This window comes from Sciscionella marina DSM 45152 (genome assembly GCF_000379465.1).
Taxonomy (GTDB): Bacteria; Actinomycetota; Actinomycetes; order Mycobacteriales; family Pseudonocardiaceae; genus Sciscionella; species Sciscionella marina.
The window spans coordinates 1-15,532 of record NZ_KB905404.1 but is presented as its reverse complement, the minus strand read 5'-3'; the positions used below and the strand labels follow the sequence as shown (position 1 = coordinate 15,532).

16 protein-coding genes are annotated in these 15,532 nt (G+C 67.0%); 14 read left to right on the top strand and 2 right to left on the bottom strand.

Annotated features, from left to right (window positions below; genetic code table 11):
- The first annotated feature begins 36 nt into the window (after window positions 1-36).
- The 12 genes from A37U_RS45545 to A37U_RS51015 all read left to right on the top strand — a co-directional run bounded on the left by A37U_RS45545 (window position 37) and on the right by A37U_RS51015 (window position 12,207).
- Window positions 37-1,038 carry a hypothetical protein gene (locus A37U_RS45545; RefSeq protein ID WP_020499953.1) on the top strand — a complete coding sequence of 334 codons (1,002 nt, stop codon included), beginning with the start codon at window positions 37-39 and terminating at the stop codon, window positions 1,036-1,038.
- Window positions 1,035-1,502 (top strand): TadE/TadG family type IV pilus assembly protein, encoded by a 468-nt coding sequence (locus A37U_RS0127800; RefSeq protein WP_020499952.1) that lies wholly within the window; start codon window positions 1,035-1,037, stop codon window positions 1,500-1,502. The genes A37U_RS45545 and A37U_RS0127800 overlap by 4 nt, the downstream gene beginning before the upstream one ends.
- Before the next feature lie 56 nt (window positions 1,503-1,558).
- Window positions 1,559-1,948, top strand: a complete 390-nt coding sequence (locus A37U_RS0127795) for a hypothetical protein (protein WP_020499951.1) — start codon at window positions 1,559-1,561, stop codon at window positions 1,946-1,948.
- Between the two features lie 60 nt (window positions 1,949-2,008).
- Window positions 2,009-2,554 (top strand): hypothetical protein, encoded by a 546-nt coding sequence (locus A37U_RS48610; protein WP_020499950.1) that lies wholly within the window; start codon window positions 2,009-2,011, stop codon window positions 2,552-2,554.
- Between the two features lie 74 nt (window positions 2,555-2,628).
- Entirely contained in the window at window positions 2,629-5,553 is a 2,925-nt protein-coding gene (locus A37U_RS45535) for a BTAD domain-containing putative transcriptional regulator (RefSeq protein ID WP_020499949.1), read from the top strand.
- 924 nt (window positions 5,554-6,477) lie between these two features.
- Window positions 6,478-6,696, top strand: a complete 219-nt coding sequence (locus A37U_RS0127780) for a hypothetical protein (RefSeq protein ID WP_020499948.1) — start codon at window positions 6,478-6,480, stop codon at window positions 6,694-6,696.
- A 74-nt stretch (window positions 6,697-6,770) separates the two neighbouring features.
- Window positions 6,771-7,919 carry an AAA family ATPase gene (locus A37U_RS0127775; RefSeq protein ID WP_020499947.1) on the top strand — a complete coding sequence of 383 codons (1,149 nt, stop codon included), beginning with the start codon at window positions 6,771-6,773 and terminating at the stop codon, window positions 7,917-7,919.
- Window positions 7,920-7,969: 50 nt separating this feature from the next.
- Window positions 7,970-9,715, top strand: coding sequence for a VWA domain-containing protein (locus A37U_RS0127770; protein WP_020499946.1), 1,746 nt, complete (start codon window positions 7,970-7,972; stop codon window positions 9,713-9,715).
- A gap of 202 nt (window positions 9,716-9,917) precedes the next feature.
- On the top strand, window positions 9,918-10,322 hold the full coding sequence (locus tag A37U_RS48605; protein WP_020499945.1) for a hypothetical protein: 405 nt from the start codon (window positions 9,918-9,920) through the stop codon (window positions 10,320-10,322).
- A gap of 345 nt (window positions 10,323-10,667) precedes the next feature.
- Entirely contained in the window at window positions 10,668-10,895 is a 228-nt protein-coding gene (locus A37U_RS0127760; protein ID WP_020499944.1) for a hypothetical protein, read from the top strand.
- 5 nt (window positions 10,896-10,900) lie between these two features.
- On the top strand, window positions 10,901-11,128 hold the full coding sequence (locus A37U_RS53945; protein ID WP_020499943.1) for a hypothetical protein: 228 nt from the start codon (window positions 10,901-10,903) through the stop codon (window positions 11,126-11,128).
- A 263-nt stretch (window positions 11,129-11,391) separates the two neighbouring features.
- Complete coding sequence (locus A37U_RS51015) at window positions 11,392-12,207, top strand: hypothetical protein (protein WP_020499942.1); 816 nt, start codon at window positions 11,392-11,394, stop codon at window positions 12,205-12,207.
- 1 nt (window position 12,208) lies between these two features.
- Here the strand turns inward: A37U_RS51015 and A37U_RS51945 are convergent, their stop codons facing one another.
- Together A37U_RS51945 and A37U_RS45515 are read right to left on the bottom strand one after the other, a co-directional pair.
- Window positions 12,209-12,586, bottom strand: a complete 378-nt coding sequence (locus A37U_RS51945) for a hypothetical protein (RefSeq protein ID WP_157183060.1) — start codon at window positions 12,584-12,586, stop codon at window positions 12,209-12,211.
- A gap of 607 nt (window positions 12,587-13,193) precedes the next feature.
- A complete protein-coding gene (locus A37U_RS45515; protein ID WP_157183059.1) occupies window positions 13,194-13,922 on the bottom strand; it encodes a helix-turn-helix domain-containing protein in 729 nt (242 codons plus the stop codon).
- Window positions 13,923-14,257: 335 nt separating this feature from the next.
- Here A37U_RS45515 and A37U_RS0127735 point away from each other — a divergent pair, with 335 nt between their 5' ends.
- Window positions 14,258-14,716 carry a hypothetical protein gene (locus A37U_RS0127735; protein WP_157183058.1) on the top strand — a complete coding sequence of 153 codons (459 nt, stop codon included), beginning with the start codon at window positions 14,258-14,260 and terminating at the stop codon, window positions 14,714-14,716.
- Complete coding sequence (locus A37U_RS0127730; RefSeq protein ID WP_026197533.1) at window positions 14,713-15,522, top strand: IS5 family transposase; 810 nt, start codon at window positions 14,713-14,715, stop codon at window positions 15,520-15,522. Before A37U_RS0127735 ends, A37U_RS0127730 begins: the two co-directional genes overlap by 4 nt.
- Window positions 15,523-15,532 lie beyond the last annotated feature (10 nt).

Sequence of the window (15,532 nt, the reverse complement as noted above, 5' to 3'; positions counted from 1 at the left end):
ACTCCGTCGATTCCGTTCACGGGGAGGAGATTCGCCATGGGAGACACCACCAACACCTCACCAGTCGCACGCGCACCATTCGCCGACGGCGCTGATCGGCTGGTGTGGAACCCGCACCTGTCCCCGGCACACCGTCGCCGAGCACGCTGGCGAGCGCTGGCCCACGGCGAGGTTCTCATCACCGCGCTGGCCGGTGCCAGCCTGGTCACTGCGGGGATCACCGCGCCGACCGGGGCGGCCGTACTTGTGTTCGTCCTCGGCGGATGGACACTCCTGTTGGCCGGGCTCACCGCGTTCGACAAAGCACGACCCGAGGCCCTCGCCCCCCGGCACGCTCACGGGCGCGGATGCCGCCTGGCCAGCCGGCCTGGGGAGTTCTTCTACCGCAGCCAGGACTTCACCGGCCTCGGTGAACCCATCCACGGCACGGTGTGCGCGCTGATCGACGCGGTCGACGTGCTGCACACCAGCCCGGCCCGCGCGTGGCTCGATCCCGGACTGCCCCGGCAAGCGCATCTGCTCGTGTGGGAAACCCTGCGCTGCCTCGACCTGACCCGCCACGCCCGCGCCCTGGCCGAGGATCTCGCCCAGGAACCCGGTTCCGGGGATCTCGCGGCCCGGGTGCGGGACGCGCTCACCGCGATCGATCGGGAAATCGAGCAGGTGTGTGACTGCCTCGACGACTGCGTCACCCTGGCCCGCGTGTGGGAGGCGAAACTGCGCCGCGCCGACCTGGCCGCCCACACCGAAACCACCCTCGCCGGACTCCCCGAGGATCCCCTCGAACGGCTGCACAGCGCCGCGGAACAGTTGTCGCTGACCGCCTTCGCCCACATCACGGCCGCGCGCGATATCAGCGATGCTGGACCGTTCGCATGGGAAAACCCCACTCACCACAATCCGGTCGACCCGAACGATCCGACACACCCCTCAGGCACCAGCGACCCTGGTGCCGCGCCGACGCGCACGAACGCGCCTCGGCTCCCGCCAAGCGACACCCCCGACGAGGGTGCGCCATCGCCAGAGGGCGAGTCATGACAGCCCCCTCGGGCACACCCCGGTTGTCGTGGCGTCGATGGTGGGGGCACGAGCGCGGTTCGGTCACCGCCGAGGCCATTCTCCTCGCGCCGGTTCTGGTGATGCTGCTGGTGTTTATCGCCGTGGTGTGCCACCGGGGTGTGGACGCCCGCCTGCGCCTCAACGACGCCGCGCACCAGGCCGCGCGCGCGGCCAGCCTCGAACACAGCGCCCCGGCCGCTAGCATCGCGGCGACCCGGACCGCCCATGCCGCCCTCGCCCACGCGGGACTGATGTGCCGCAACGAAACCACGACCACGAGCACAAGTAGATTCGTTCCCAGCGGCGCGGTCACCGTCACGGTGGGCTGCACGGTCGATTTCGGCCAAGCCCTCCTGCTCGGCGCCCCCGGCACGACAAGCCTGCACGCGAGGGCGAGCGAGGTCATCGACACCTACCGATCCCAACCCGGACAGACCCGATGACCCCCACACGACGATCGCACTGTTGGCGCCGGTGGTGGCGGGCCGACGAGGGCCGGGTGTCGGCCTTCGTTGTCGTCATCCTCGTCGGTGTGCTCGCCCTGGCCGGGTTGTGTCTCGACGGAGGACTCGCGCTGGCGGCGAAAGTCCGCGTCACCGGCGAGGCCGAGGCCGCGTCCCGCGCCGGCGCCCAGGGAATCGATCTCGCCGCCTACCGCTCCCACGGTGACCTACGACTGAATCCCGCCGAGGCCGACCGGCTCGCCCAGACCTACCTGGCCCGAATCGGCGCGACCGGCACCGTTCGGATCACCGCGGACACGGTCACCGTCACGGTCACCACCCGAGTGCGCACCCAACTACTCGGTCTGATCGGGATCAACGATCTCGACGCGCACGGCAGCGGCTCCGCGCATCCCCGACGCGGGATCACCGGCATAGAACCCTGACCACCCCGGCGCCGAGCGGGTTCGGCACCGAGGCTCACCGACACGAAAAGGAGAGTTCTGATGGTGATGACGACAGACGAGATCGCGCGCCGTGTCGAGGAAACCGACCTTGCCCGCAGCGCGAAACGTGCCGCACTGGCCCAGCACGTCGGTGAGCTCGCGCGCCGCCGTGCCCACATCATCGAGGACCTCACCAGCATCGACCGTGAGCTCGGCGAGGTCCTCGACGAGTGCCTGGGCGTCCTCGGCCTCACCGAACTGGCCGGGTTCACCGATGTTCCCGAAAGCGAGCTCTCCCGTCTGCAAACCGAGCACAAACCCACTCGTGGGCGCGGCAGGCGCAAACGAGGCGACACGAGAAATCACCGCACCACCCCGACACCAAGAACCAAGGACGCTACCGGCACCTCGGCCACGACAGCCCCGAGCACATCACCCCCAGAAGGTGACTACCCGGCACCGGCCTCGAAGCCAGCTACACCAGCGGATGTCTCCAACCGAGCTGAGAGCTCCGTCGCGGGGAAGTCGGTTTCCCATGGTGGACCGGAAGCCACAGACGCCGATGCGACCCGCGCCGGTGGTGCGGATACGGGGCAGCGGAGGTAACCATGCGCCCCGCTCGGCGACGCCCGTCCGCTCTCCGGCCAGGGTTACGTGCCGTCGTGTGGTGCGGCTGGCGCGTGGCGCGGGGCCTGTGCGCGGCCACCGTCCTGCTGGGGCTGGTGGCTGGTCTGCCGTGGGCGCTGGTGTGTTTCATCGGCTGGCCGCTACCGGATCACTGGCCCAGCCTGGAAGAGCTCGGCGCGGTGTTGATGACGCCGATGCCCGCGGGCTTCGTGCTCGACGCCTGCGCGTGCCTGGCCTGGATCCTGTGGCTGGTCTTCACCGTCGACGTTATCGCCGGCACCGCCGAGGTGGCGCGCGGCGCACGCTGGCCCGAATTGCAGCGTCACGCCGGGCCCGTGCGGCGGATGGTCGCGGTCCTGATCGCGGCCCTGCTGGTTGCCGTGCTCGGCCGCGCGGCGCTCGCGTCCCCGATGCCCCCGCGAACCGGACCCACGCCCATCGGGTACACCCCGGTCGTGGCCACCGCCCCCACCGCACCGGTGCCCTCGCGGGACCCAGTGGGCACGGTGCGGGTCCAGCCGCCCAAGAACGGGATCCACGACTCGCTGTGGCGCATTGCCCAACGCCACCTCGGCAACGGCGACCGCTGGCCCGAGATCTGGGCACTCAACCACGGCAGCACCCAACCCGGCGGGCGAGTGCTGACCAACCCCAACCGAATCCACCCCGGCGACACCCTGCAGCTACCGGTCCACCAGCCCACCATCCCCGCCACGAATCACGTTCCTTCTCCGCATATCGCACTATCGACGGCACCGCCGGATCCGGCGTCACCGGAGGCATCGCGCGCTCCGGTACCGGCTCGGCCATCGCACGCGCCTGTCACCACGGGGCAACATCAGGATCGCGGCTTTCCGCAGCAACCCGTAGGGAGCATGGCGTGGGGAAGCGAGGTCTTCGTCGGTCTTGGCCTGGCCGCGGCCCTCAGCGCCGCAGTGTTGCTCGTGCGCCGTCGTCGCCACGCCCGCTACCGGCCCGGCAGCGGCGCCCGCGACGATGACGTGCCGCTGCCCCCAGTGGTCTACCAGCTGCACCACGCGCATCAGCGCGCCCGAGGGCACGACGAGGACACCACGTTGCTCGCCGAAGCCAGCGACACCTGCGAGGACCACACCGAGACCGATCCGATCGTCAGGTCAGAACTCCGAGCGGAAACCGGCGGCCCGGAACAGGTCTCGGTGCAAGTCCTGCCACCGGGGCAACGACGCGTCGTGGCAGAACGAGGTCTCGTGGGGCAACAGGGTTCCACCAGCGCTGCCGCATTGACGCCGGAACTCGCGCTCCAGGGCCCTGAATCGAGCGCCGGTTCCAGCACGACCGGCGCCCGCGCGCTGGCGCTCGACCTCGCCGGATCCCGTGGCCTGGGCCTGATCGGGCCAGGCGGCCACGCCGCGGCACGCGCGATCCTCGTGGGCGCCTTGAGCACCCGGTCCACGCCGGGTGTCACCGTGCTCGTTCCCCAACCCGATCTCACCCGCCTATTGGGCATCCCCACCCGGACCGAGGCGCTTCCCCACGCGATTCACCTCGTCGACGATCTGGACACCGCCCTGGCCGAACTCGAGTGTCACCTCCTATCCCAGGGCGACAATCGAGGTGACGCCCCCGACGACGGTGCACCGCAGCGGAGACCGCGCATGCTCGTCACGAGGCCTCCCACCGAGGAAGCGGTCCAGGCCCGGCTGCAAGGCGTGCTCGATAACGGCGGCCAATCCGGTATCACCGCGCTACTGCTGGGACAGTGGCGCCCCGGGATCACCGCCTACGTCACCGCCGCCGGGGTCATCTCGGCCACCTCTCCCGGTCGCGGCGAGCAGCTGCGCGGGGCCCGCGCCTTCACCCTGCCCGACACCGCCACCCGCGATCTGCTGATACTGCTGCGCGCCGCCGATCCCGGCCGGTCATCGGCGCCCACCGGCCACGACGCCACACACGACGGCCGGCCAGCAAGCCAGTCCGTACCTTCCCCCTCTTCCCCGCCCCCCAGCCTCGAAGCTCCGCGATCGCCCACTGGTGCACCCGAGGGCCAACATGGCTTGGAAATCACCCGCACCACGCCAGAAGCCGAACACAACCGCGACGCACGCACCGCACCGGACACACTCCCGACCACCGCCTCGAGTTCTCAGACCGCGGATACCGCCGCGCCACTGGTACTGACGGCGTTCGGCACCCCTACCGTGTCCTGGCGCCCCACCCCCACGTATCCCGAACGGCTACGCGATATCTCGCACGGGTTCTCCGCCCGCCCCACCGAGCTGCTGACCTTCCTGGCCGTCCACCCCGACGGCGTGACCCGCGAAGCGATCATCGACGCCCTCTGGCCCGAGCAGCCACCACAGCGCCCCGGGAATGTGCTGCGCACCGTCCTGTCCCGCATCCGATCCGGCCTGCGCCGCACCCTCGACGAGCAGGCCGCCGCCGAAGCCGACGGCCTCGTGCGCCACGAGCACGGTCGATACCGCCTCGACCCCGCGCTCGTGGAAGTCGACTATTGGAGCTTCGCCGACGCGGTGGCCCAGCGCCGCCGCGCGAGCACCAGCGAAGAACGCATCACCGCGGACAAAGCGATCGTCACCCACTACGGCGGCGCGCTGGCTGACGGTCTGCACGCCGACTGGCTCATCGTCACCCGCGAAGCCACCCGCCGTGACGCCCTCGACGCCGTGGCCGCCCTCGCCCGTGCCCAGGTGCACACCGACCCCGACTACACCCTCGAGCTACTCGAAACCGCGCGCAGCTTCGATCCGCACAACGAGCTGCTCTACCGCGACATCATGCGCCTGCAAGCCAACCTCGGCCGCCATGACGCGATCTCGCGCACCCTGAGCCTGCTCGAAACCCGACTCACCGAACTCGACACCACCCCCACCCCCGAAACACTCGAACTGGCGCGACGGCTACACCAGCGCCACACCGGCATCACCGGAACCGACGACACCGCTATGGGCACGCATGCCACCCCGCAACGGCGCTGACACGACACCTCCGATAGGCGTCACCGATCCGGTGGCGCCCATCGACAACGCGGTAATCGAGAACAATGAAATACCTCGATGCACAACTACCGACGCCCCCGAGTCGATGCTAACGTCGATCACGGAAACAAAACCCTTGCCACACAAGAAAAGTATTTTCGTGCGCGCGCGTCATACCCAGTCTTGCCCTCTCCGGATACCAGTTCGAAACGTGTCCGGTAAGCCATCCCAAACACCCGAAAGCAAGGCAACCCGCACGATGCGCGTGCTTCGGGAAGGAAACCCTCACCGGCGCATCGGGAGGACCCGGAAGCCCGCGCCGATCGCACCAGCCAGCGGGCGGTCACGGCGCCGCCGACATGTGTCGGCGCTACCCGTCACGACCACGTCCACCTCGGATAGCGCCGAATATGGCTGCCACCAGAGGGTCCATCAACCCGGCCGCTCCGGCACGTGTTCCGGTATCCGTCTAAGGCGGATCCCCTTGGCCTCGGCGTCGCCGCAGCACACACGCCCCCGAGGGGGATCCACCGGTATCCCAGACTCGCTTGACACCAAGCAGGTAATCACATCAGGCCCGGCGGCGGTGTCACGGCAGTATCGCCGGTCTTCATCAGTGGCGGCTGGCATCCACACCTCACCTTTCCGGACACTCGCCATCCGCTCGCTATTATTGAAACCAATTCATTCAGCCGCGGCTTTGACCTCCGCTGAATTCTGTCGACCGGGGAGCGACACCGGAACCCTGAACTGCACAAACAATGCGCTATTCCGCATTTACCCCCCATTTTTCGGCGAAATTACCCGAAAAATGGGAGCGGAAAGCTATTGCGATCACATTCGTGCAGAGTTACGTTTGTCGTGTCACCGAGAAAACCGGAAACCACAAAATCAGCCAACCACGAACGGGAATGGTGTGCCCAAATGAAGGACCGCGAAACCGTATCCGGAATCTTGACAACCGAAACCACGATGACCACCGACGCCGGGATCAGCGCCACCGTGCCCGTGCGCACCGTCGCGGCCGGATCCCTGGTAACCGTGGAACTACCGGACATCTGCACCGGTGAGCTCCTGGTTCGCCTACCGGGCACCCGGTTCGCCGCATTCGTTCCCTGGCACGACGTCGACCCCGACGCCTAGCGGTTACGCGACACCGTCCCGGCTACCGGTTCCCCCTCCTGTTGCGCCATCACTATCGACAAAGGACTCTCGCGATGACCACAACCACCAACGGCCCCGCCTCGGGTGGCGACACTGCCCGGCTGCCTAACGGTGAACTGCGCCGCATCGTGGCCGAACAGCTTGCGGCCCAACACCCGAACACGATTACCCCGGGCATGATCGCCCAGAAGCTGGGGCGCTCGTCCGGGGCGGTGGGCAACGCGCTGGCAACGCTGGAAACGCGCGGGGAAGCCGAAAAAGCGGGCACCAGCCCGGTGATCTACCGGGCGACCGACAAAACCACCACCGCCGCACAAGCCGCCACCGTCAACCAGCGCACCACAACCCCCGCGAGCCCGACCCGATCCACTGGCACCACGGCCAAGCCGAAACCGGCCGCACTGGTGACCAGCCCGGTTGCCCGCCCGAACGGGCAGATGTATCACCCGCGCAAACTCTCCGGCCTCTCGGACGTGACCGCGCTACGGCGGCTGCGCGAAAAGAACGTGCCCGCCCTCATGTACGGCCCACCCGGTACCGGGAAAACCTCGGTGATCGAAGCGGCGTTCTCCGATCTGATCACCGTTCCCGGAGACGGTGACACCACCGTGGCCGATTTCGTGGGCGAATACACCCAAACCCCGGACGGGCGCTACGAATTCATTCACGGCCCGCTGGTGACCGCGATGCGGACCGGGAGCGCACTGTTCATCGATGACGCCACCCTGATACCGCCCTCGGTGCTGGCCGTGGTGTATCCCGCGATGGACGGGCGCCGCCGAATCGTGATCAAGGCCAACGGCGGGGAAACCGTGGACGCCGCACCCGGATTCTATGTGGTGGCCGGACACAACCCCGGAGTCCACGGTGCGATACTGACCGAGGCACTGTCATCACGGTTTTCCGTGCAGATCCAGGTACCCACCGACTACGATCTCGCCACCGGTTTGGGGATCGACCCGAAAGCGATCCGGATAGCGCGGCATCTTTCCGCACGCCAAGACAAGGGCGAGATCGGCTGGGCACCGCAGCTGCGCGAACTGATCGCATTCGGGCGCATCGCCGATGTGTTGGGCGTGGCCGCCGCTGCCGGGAATCTGGTCGGCATCGCCCCCGACGAGGACCGCGAAATCGTCACCGAAGCCGTACGCAACACCTTCGGTACCAACGTCACCCCGCTCGCCCTGGGCACCCGGTATTAGCCACAGCACACCGCACCCGCCTTCGACCGCCCGGAAAGGGATGCCCGCCGATGACCCCCCACGTAGCAACCCGCACAGCCGCCCCGACCGCCGTATTTCCCGCCCAACCCGGATGGCTGAGCCTCTCGGCCGCCTTCGGAAACGAAGCGCCCACCATCGCCGACCGGGACGATCTGATCGTGACCGTCGCCCCAGGCGCGGGGCACGGTGCGCCAGCGTGTTTCTTCCCCGACTTGGCCGCGATCGAAGTCGACGGCACCCACCTGACCCCCGGGGTCGACCCCGCCACCGTTGCCCCGCACCGTGTCGGGGACCGTCGCCGCTACCGCACCCTGTGGGGACTGCTGACCCACGAATGCGCGCACGCCGCGCATTCGCGCTGGCGCGCACCCGACGGGACGCCGCCCGGGGCGGCAGCGGCAGCCACACTCCTGGAGGAATCCCGCATCGAAGCACGTCAACTCCAGCGCCGCCCGGGCGACCGGTACTGGCTGCGCTCCAGCGCCACCAACCTCATCCTCTCCGACACGAACGCCAACAATTCCGCCACCGCACCGACAATGACCGCACCCGACGCCGCGCAAAGCGCCGCACTCCTGCTGGCGCGGGTGGACGCAGGTGTACTCAACCACCGCGAAACCGCCCGGGTCGACCGCGTAGCACGCAGCATCCTCGGCACCGACACCCTGAGAACCCTACGGCGTATCTGGCGCACCGCCCACACAACCGCCGACGACAACACCGAAGCCATGCTCGAACTCGGGCGCCGCTGGTGCGAAGCGATCGGTACCGACCCGAACCAGCCACCCAATACCCCCGACCCCGCTACCAACAACGGCAGCGGCAACGGGACGCCATCCGAACTGGCCCGGGCCATCGCGGGTGCGGCCGCCGCGATCGCCCGCGCGGTCAGCGGTGAGCCCGCACCGACCGACCCCGCAACCCGCAAGGCCGAAACGCGTGCCGCCGAACAACAAGCACGCCAGGACGCGCAGAGCGCGGCAGACGGGGTTTTCGCCGCTGGCAGTGCCCCGTCGTTGCTGACCCACATTCACCGCACACGCACCCCACGCTCCGGGGAACGCAGCGCCGCGCGGCACCTGGCTCGCGCCCTGACCACCGCCGGAGCGCGTGAACGCACCGCCACGAAAACCACCTCACCCACACCACCAGGGCGGTTGCGCATGCGTGGCGCGCTCGCCGCCGACGCACAACGCGCCGCCGGAGCCATCCCAACCGCCGAACCGTTCACCCGCACCACCCGCATGTGCGTGCCCGCACCGCCGCTGCGCATCGCCATCGCCTGCGACGTATCCGGATCGATGAGTAGCTTCACCGCACCGGTCGCCTCCACGGCCTGGATCCTCGCGCACGCCACCCGCCACACCGCCGTCCCCGCAAGCTCGGCCACCGTGATCTTCGGCGGCATCGTCGAACCGATCACCCGGCCGGGCACCACACCCCACCAGGTGACCACCTTCCACGCATCCGGAGGCGGGCACCCGATCGACCGGGCGATCAGCACCCTCGACGGTGCCCTCGACCTATCCAGCCCGGATGCGGCCCGCCTACTGGTCATCGTGTCCGACGGGCGCTTCGAAATAGACACGAAAGAACCCGGACAGAAGCTGCTGGACCGGTTACGCGCCAACGGGTGCGCGGTGCTGTGGCTGGCACCGGACTCACCCGGAAATGAACCGATGACAGGCACCACCGTGCACACCCTCACCGACCCGACCACCACCGCGCGCGCCATCGGCCACGCCGCCACCACCGCACTACGCGCCACCCACTGACCCCGACCCACCCAGGACACCCCCAGTTACGCGCTCCAAACCCCACCACAACCTGTGAAAGGACACACCGTTCGCCCATGACCACCTTCATCCGCCGCGCCATCAGCGCCGCGCGCCGCTACCGCGACATCGCCCCCACGAGTTCGCCCACCGCTACGACTTCGCCCTGCAATGGCATCGGCGCTCCATCACCGCCGGATGCTTGGCCACCGCCCTCGGGATCAACATCGATGCCGTGACCGTGCGCGACGATCCGATCCGCCACTACGGCGTTGCCCGCAACATACCGGGGGACCTGATCGAAGTCACCACCGACGAGGGGCACTGGTGCTTCATTCCGGACCTATCCGGGTTCGACCCGTTGTGGACCTGGCTGATGCTCGGCGAATGCCCCGAATGCCACGCACCCCAGGTGCCCGTCGTGCGCGTCGCCACCCTCGCCGACCTCGGCGAGTACTACCTCGGCCAGGCCAGCGATCCCCACGGAAAACCTGCTAGCACCGCACCCGGTGATAGCGACCCCGGTCATCACCGGTACTGTCCGCGCGCTTGTCCCGACACCGAAACCGTACCGACCGCGAACACCGGTCGGGGCATGCAGCCATGAACACCACACCACCCGACGGCCCCGTAGACGTGCGCGACACCACCAGCGGCATGCCACGCCTGCTGGATCGCCAAGGCGACACGGGCCTCTTCCGTCCCGGCAATCGCATGCACCTCGCGCCCGGGCGCCACGACCAGCTCGTCGCCGAGGCGCTCGCCCGCCAGAGCTGGATCGTCTGCCACAGCACCCTGCCCGTCATCGGGCACCCGATCGGGGCTCAAGCGATCCGCCGAGGCTTCTGGGACCTGCAGGCCTGCGATTCCGTCGGGTGCCGCCTCGCCCTCGCCGTCGGTGGACCCGTCTACACCCCACAACCAGCAGCGTCATCCTGGAAGGAGAAACCTCATGGCCGACCGGAAAACCCGCCTCGCGCTGACCGTGGCCGCCGTGCTGTTACCCGGGCCATGGACCCCGGTGATCGTGCTGGCCTATCTGCTGCGCCGCACCGACCACCACGACCAGCCCACACCAGTGCCCGCAGCGGATCCAAGCAGTCGCCACCTACCCCACCCCTATGCCAGCGCGTACGCGCATGCCGCACCCGACCCGTACACCACGTTCGTCAGGAGCTAGGACCGATGTCAGACAAAACCGATTTCTACGTGGGATGCGGCAAAGACGCCGAATGGCTCGGCTCGCTGCAATGGAACTGCAACCCACGAGACCTCCTGGTCTTCCCACCGGGACACTGCGCGCTGACCGCCACCGACGAAACGACCTACCGTCGCGCGGTCACCCTGCTGTTCGCGCAGTGGGAGATCGAACAATGTGGCCGCGCCTACCCACGCGGTTACGGATGGCCGTGACCATGGCGTACCAGCCACACCAGCGACTGGATCATCACCTACGACCCACACCCCGGTGCCGTGTTCCTCACCGTCGGAGGCGGCACCACATGGCACCGCCTCGACCCCGCCAAACCACGTCTCCCCGAAGGCGACGACCCACTCGGCCCGCCCGATATCCACGCATGGCTGCAAGACCCCGCCGCACCACCCTCAGTACCCATGCCACTCATGCGCGACACCCACACCGGAAAAACCACCACCACACCAGAAAAAGGCCCGTCATGATCACGTCCACAACCAACGACTTCTACCTCGGACGCGGAGCCGAGGCCGAATGGCTCGGATCCATCCACCTGCAAGACTGTGCCTGCGACGCGCTCCACGACATCGCCTCGGCCAGCACGGCGGGCGAGTTCACCACCATGGTCACCGCCTTCCTCAACGAGGCCGAATCCCACCACCTCGGCACGGTGACCTACCCGGGTGATCTCTGGCCCTGGCCCTGGCCCACTAGCCACGGTACCGACCATGTCCTCGCGTTCGACACCGACGCTGTGTGGACCTCCATGCGTGGCCAGCCCTGGTTCGTCCGCCCGGGCGCCTTCGTGGCACCCGTAGTCGACCAATCCGCCGTGGTCTTCCCCCACGGCCGCGACTCGTGCGGCTTCACCGGAATCGAGGCAGCAGACACAACCAGTCGCCGCTACGGGCCACTGCTCGGTGACACCCACAACCACGACCTGCATCAGCTGGCGCTGCGGATCCTGACCGATCTCACCGTGCCCGCAGGCCCAGCACCGCTACGCGAGCTCGCCGAGCTACGCGCGCGGCTCTCGCCGCATTTGCGATACGCCATCACCGCCCACGAGCCCGCTGTCGAGATCCAGATCGAAGTGTTCGGCTACCGCGACGGCGACCCCGCCGCCGAGGCCACCGTGCAGGCCCTGTCCGCGCTTCCCACCCTCTACGGATGGGCCGACCCAGACGGATGGCCACCCCGCTTCGGCGTGACCGTCACTATCGCGGACGACGACCGCCACCTGACCCACCCCGTCATGGCCGACCGCCGCGCCCGCGCCATGCTCACCACCGTGTAACTCATCCAGCACCACGCCCGGCCCGCCGCCATCGCGACCCAGGGGATCCGACCATGCCGCACACCGCCACCGCACCTCGATCGCGGCCACCGAGCATTACATCGCCGCTGAAGCGATGTTCGCGAAAGCACAGCAAATACACCGCAGCAGGCAACCGATGGACCGACTTCCTGACCGACCACAACACCAGGAGCACACCATGAGCACAGCCGCCGAACCCGACGATTTCCACCTTGAACAATGGTGCCCCGACTGTGGCGTCGAAATCGGGAAGATCCACCAACCCCGCTGCGATATCGCCCGTTGCCTGAACACCGGACTGCAACGGCTCGAGCCCCAGCCCGCCCACCTGGCATAACAAGCCGGTTAGTTCAGTCAACAGGCAGAATGCCGCGAATTCGGATGGACGTTCGGCCCCGGGCTACCCGACCTGAACCGCCTGTACGCCGAGGCGCACTGGGACGCCACGAAAGGGGCGCGGGATACGCTCAGAAACCCGCAGCTGACCGCCGCGTCGGCGGCTGTCCTCGGCTCGGCTTCCGAGCGTGATCGGACGGACCACCACCGCGCGGCCAAACACTGTTGCCAACAATCCGACGATCCAGTTCCGCCGGTCGCGGCGCCGAAAGGTGACCGGAGGCGGGTACCGACTAGCAGTCGCGCGAACGCACCCGCGCCACACGAGCCACAGCACGTTCGAACGCCCGCTTCGTTCGCCCCCCGCGTTGGTTCCGTTGCCGCATGTCCACCAGAAGTCAACCGAATGCCGTGGTTCCACGGGGCCTGAGCGTCAACTTCAACTTGAAAGCTCCGCCGAATCCCTTGCCCGGGAAACAAACGAACGGTACCCACCGCACGCGCCTTGCGCGACAGACATCGAGGCGTCGGCGAAATCCGTTGGCGGACTTACAAGGGTTGGGACACAAGGAGAACCCGGTACACACCGTGTGACAACAATGCGACGTGCGCCGGGGGTGTGAACTGACCTACTTCACGTTCTCCGTGGTGTGATGGGTGAACCGCTTCGGTGCCTCGCAGGTCTTGATCGCGTAGCCCTGGGCGACGAGCTTCTCTAACGCGTTATTGACCGCGCCACCGGAGCGCGCGAGGTCCTTGCCGATTTGTGCTGGACCGAAACTCTGCCCCGGACGGTCGGCGAGGTAGTCCTCCACCAACCCACGTAATCCTCCTTTCGGCAGCCTCCTCGTGTCCCCCGACACCGCCACGTTGACGACCTGATCCGGTTGTGCGCCCTGTGCATCGCGCTGGGGGACCATGGGCGCCGCAGCAGCGGTGACGATGTTGGTTTTGTGTTCATGGTCACCGGTATCACCGGCACGTTGCCCGTCCAACGAGTGGGCCTTCCCGCCCTCCGACGAGCCTTCGGTTGACGCCCCCAGGTTGCCGTCGCCTGTGGCGACCGGTGTCGTGGCACCGACATCAGTCTTGACAGAGTCCGGAATGGACCATGTGTGCGGTGCGCTCTGTTTCTCGCCCTCGGTACGCGTGACGATGCTGTCACGCTCCCAGCGGGGCAGGATCTTCGCTGCGGTCGATCGTCCCATCCCGGCGGCCCGCGCTAGTTTCGCAGTGGTCGCGCCGGGATGGTTTTCCAGGACTGACCACAGCCTGGTTTCCGTGCTGGATACCCGTGTTTCTTGATCCGTTTGGGCAGCAGCCGGGTCGGCGATGGTCTTATTCTCGTTGTAGGACATGACAAGTTCCCGATCATAGTTGTTCAATGGATGGTCATGCCCCGGCCAGGGCGTAGCCCGTCGGTGCGCATCCGGATGTTCGGGCCACACAACCATGGACGCTCCATCCCTGCCCCCATGTCAAGTAACCATACGAACAAGACGACCGTCTCGTGTGTGGCCATTTCCATCGTGGCCCCCGGTGGCATTACCAACCGCCGGTTCCCATGGACCGGATTGGGTTAATATCGGTTCGCCTATTTGACATTTCATGCGAACCGAGCGTCCATGGACGTGTTCGCATCGCCGAATCCATGCGGACACATTCGATGGGATGATCAGAAATGGAGCTATTCATGTCTATTGACGAATCACAAGAACAAATCGCCACGCCCGATGACGACTTCTTGATCGGTGACGACTACGATGAAACCGCCGGACTGGATCTGCATCAGGTTGCCGACCGTCTGCTACAGGACCTGCGCGATGTTCAATCCGATGGGCTGCTCATACCGTCGGTTGAATTCAGTGTCGCCGTGCGCCAAACGGAAGCCAATACGGTTCTCGCGATACAGGTATCCGGAATTCCCGAGCGGGACGCAGTCTATGACACTTGCGTGCGTGAGGTCATCGACCCGGTGTTCAGGCTCGCATGTCACTACAACTATATGAAGCGTGAATGCCCCGACGATTGCCGGTTTGTCGTTGCCATCGACCTGGCGTCCGATAGCGGCGACCATCTCAGAGATCGTTTCAAAATGATCGGCGTGTCGTTTTGGTTGGGGTTGAGCCATGTTGAGACCCTTTGCGGGTGATTACCGATCTTGTTCCGGACGAGTTGTGGGCGCGTGTCGAGCCGGTGCTGCCGCCAAGGTCGGTTCGCAGGCAACGGTTCCCGGGACGGTTACCAGTGGACGATCGGGCCGCGCTGGCCGGGATCGTGTTCGTGCTCAAGACCGGTATCACCTGGCAGCAGTTACCACGAGAGGTCTTCGGTTGTTCGGGGATCACGTGCTGGCGCAGGCTCCGGGAGTGGACGGACGCGGAGGTGTTCGACATCGTGCACGAAATCCTGCTCGACCACCTGCGCGCACTGGATGTGCTCGAGTTGGAGACTGCAGTGGTAGACGGTTCGCATGTGCGGGCGTTAAAGGGGGCGACGCTGTCGGGGCCGTCTCCGGTTGACCGTGGACGCCCCGGATCGAAGCACCACCTGATCACCGACGGCACCGGCATTCCGCTCGCAGTTACACTGACCGGCGGCAACGTTCACGATAGTACCCAACTGTTCCCACTCATGGATCAGCTTCCGGTCATTCGAGGGAAACGCGGTAACCCATTTACCCGGCCCCGATGGCTGTTCGCCGACCGCGGCTACGATTCCGACCCCCACCGCGCGAGGCTCCGGAACCGAGGAATCATCCCGAAAATCGCGCGCCGCAACACCAAACACGGCTCCGGACTCGGCAAACACCGCTGGGTCGTCGAACGCGGATTCGCCTGGCTACACCAATACAAACGCCTCCGCACCCGCTACGAACGCCGAGCCGACATCCACTACAGCCTCCTCAAACTCGCCTGCGTCCTCATCTGCCACCGAACACTCACGACATCATTTTGAAACCATCTCT

Coding starts and splice junctions, on each gene's coding strand:
- A37U_RS45545 (WP_020499953.1), top strand. CDS start 37: ATGGGAGACACCACCAACACCTCACCAGTCGCACGCGCACCATTCGCC.
- A37U_RS0127800 (WP_020499952.1), top strand. CDS start 1,035: ATGACAGCCCCCTCGGGCACACCCCGGTTGTCGTGGCGTCGATGGTGG.
- A37U_RS48610 (WP_020499950.1), top strand. CDS start 2,009: ATGGTGATGACGACAGACGAGATCGCGCGCCGTGTCGAGGAAACCGAC.
- A37U_RS0127780 (WP_020499948.1), top strand. CDS start 6,478: ATGAAGGACCGCGAAACCGTATCCGGAATCTTGACAACCGAAACCACG.
- A37U_RS0127775 (WP_020499947.1), top strand. CDS start 6,771: ATGACCACAACCACCAACGGCCCCGCCTCGGGTGGCGACACTGCCCGG.
- A37U_RS0127770 (WP_020499946.1), top strand. CDS start 7,970: ATGACCCCCCACGTAGCAACCCGCACAGCCGCCCCGACCGCCGTATTT.
- A37U_RS0127760 (WP_020499944.1), top strand. CDS start 10,668: ATGGCCGACCGGAAAACCCGCCTCGCGCTGACCGTGGCCGCCGTGCTG.
- A37U_RS53945 (WP_020499943.1), top strand. CDS start 10,901: ATGTCAGACAAAACCGATTTCTACGTGGGATGCGGCAAAGACGCCGAA.
- A37U_RS51015 (WP_020499942.1), top strand. CDS start 11,392: ATGATCACGTCCACAACCAACGACTTCTACCTCGGACGCGGAGCCGAG.
- A37U_RS45515 (WP_157183059.1), bottom strand. CDS start 13,922: ATGTCCTACAACGAGAATAAGACCATCGCCGACCCGGCTGCTGCCCAA.
- A37U_RS0127735 (WP_157183058.1), top strand. CDS start 14,258: ATGTCTATTGACGAATCACAAGAACAAATCGCCACGCCCGATGACGAC.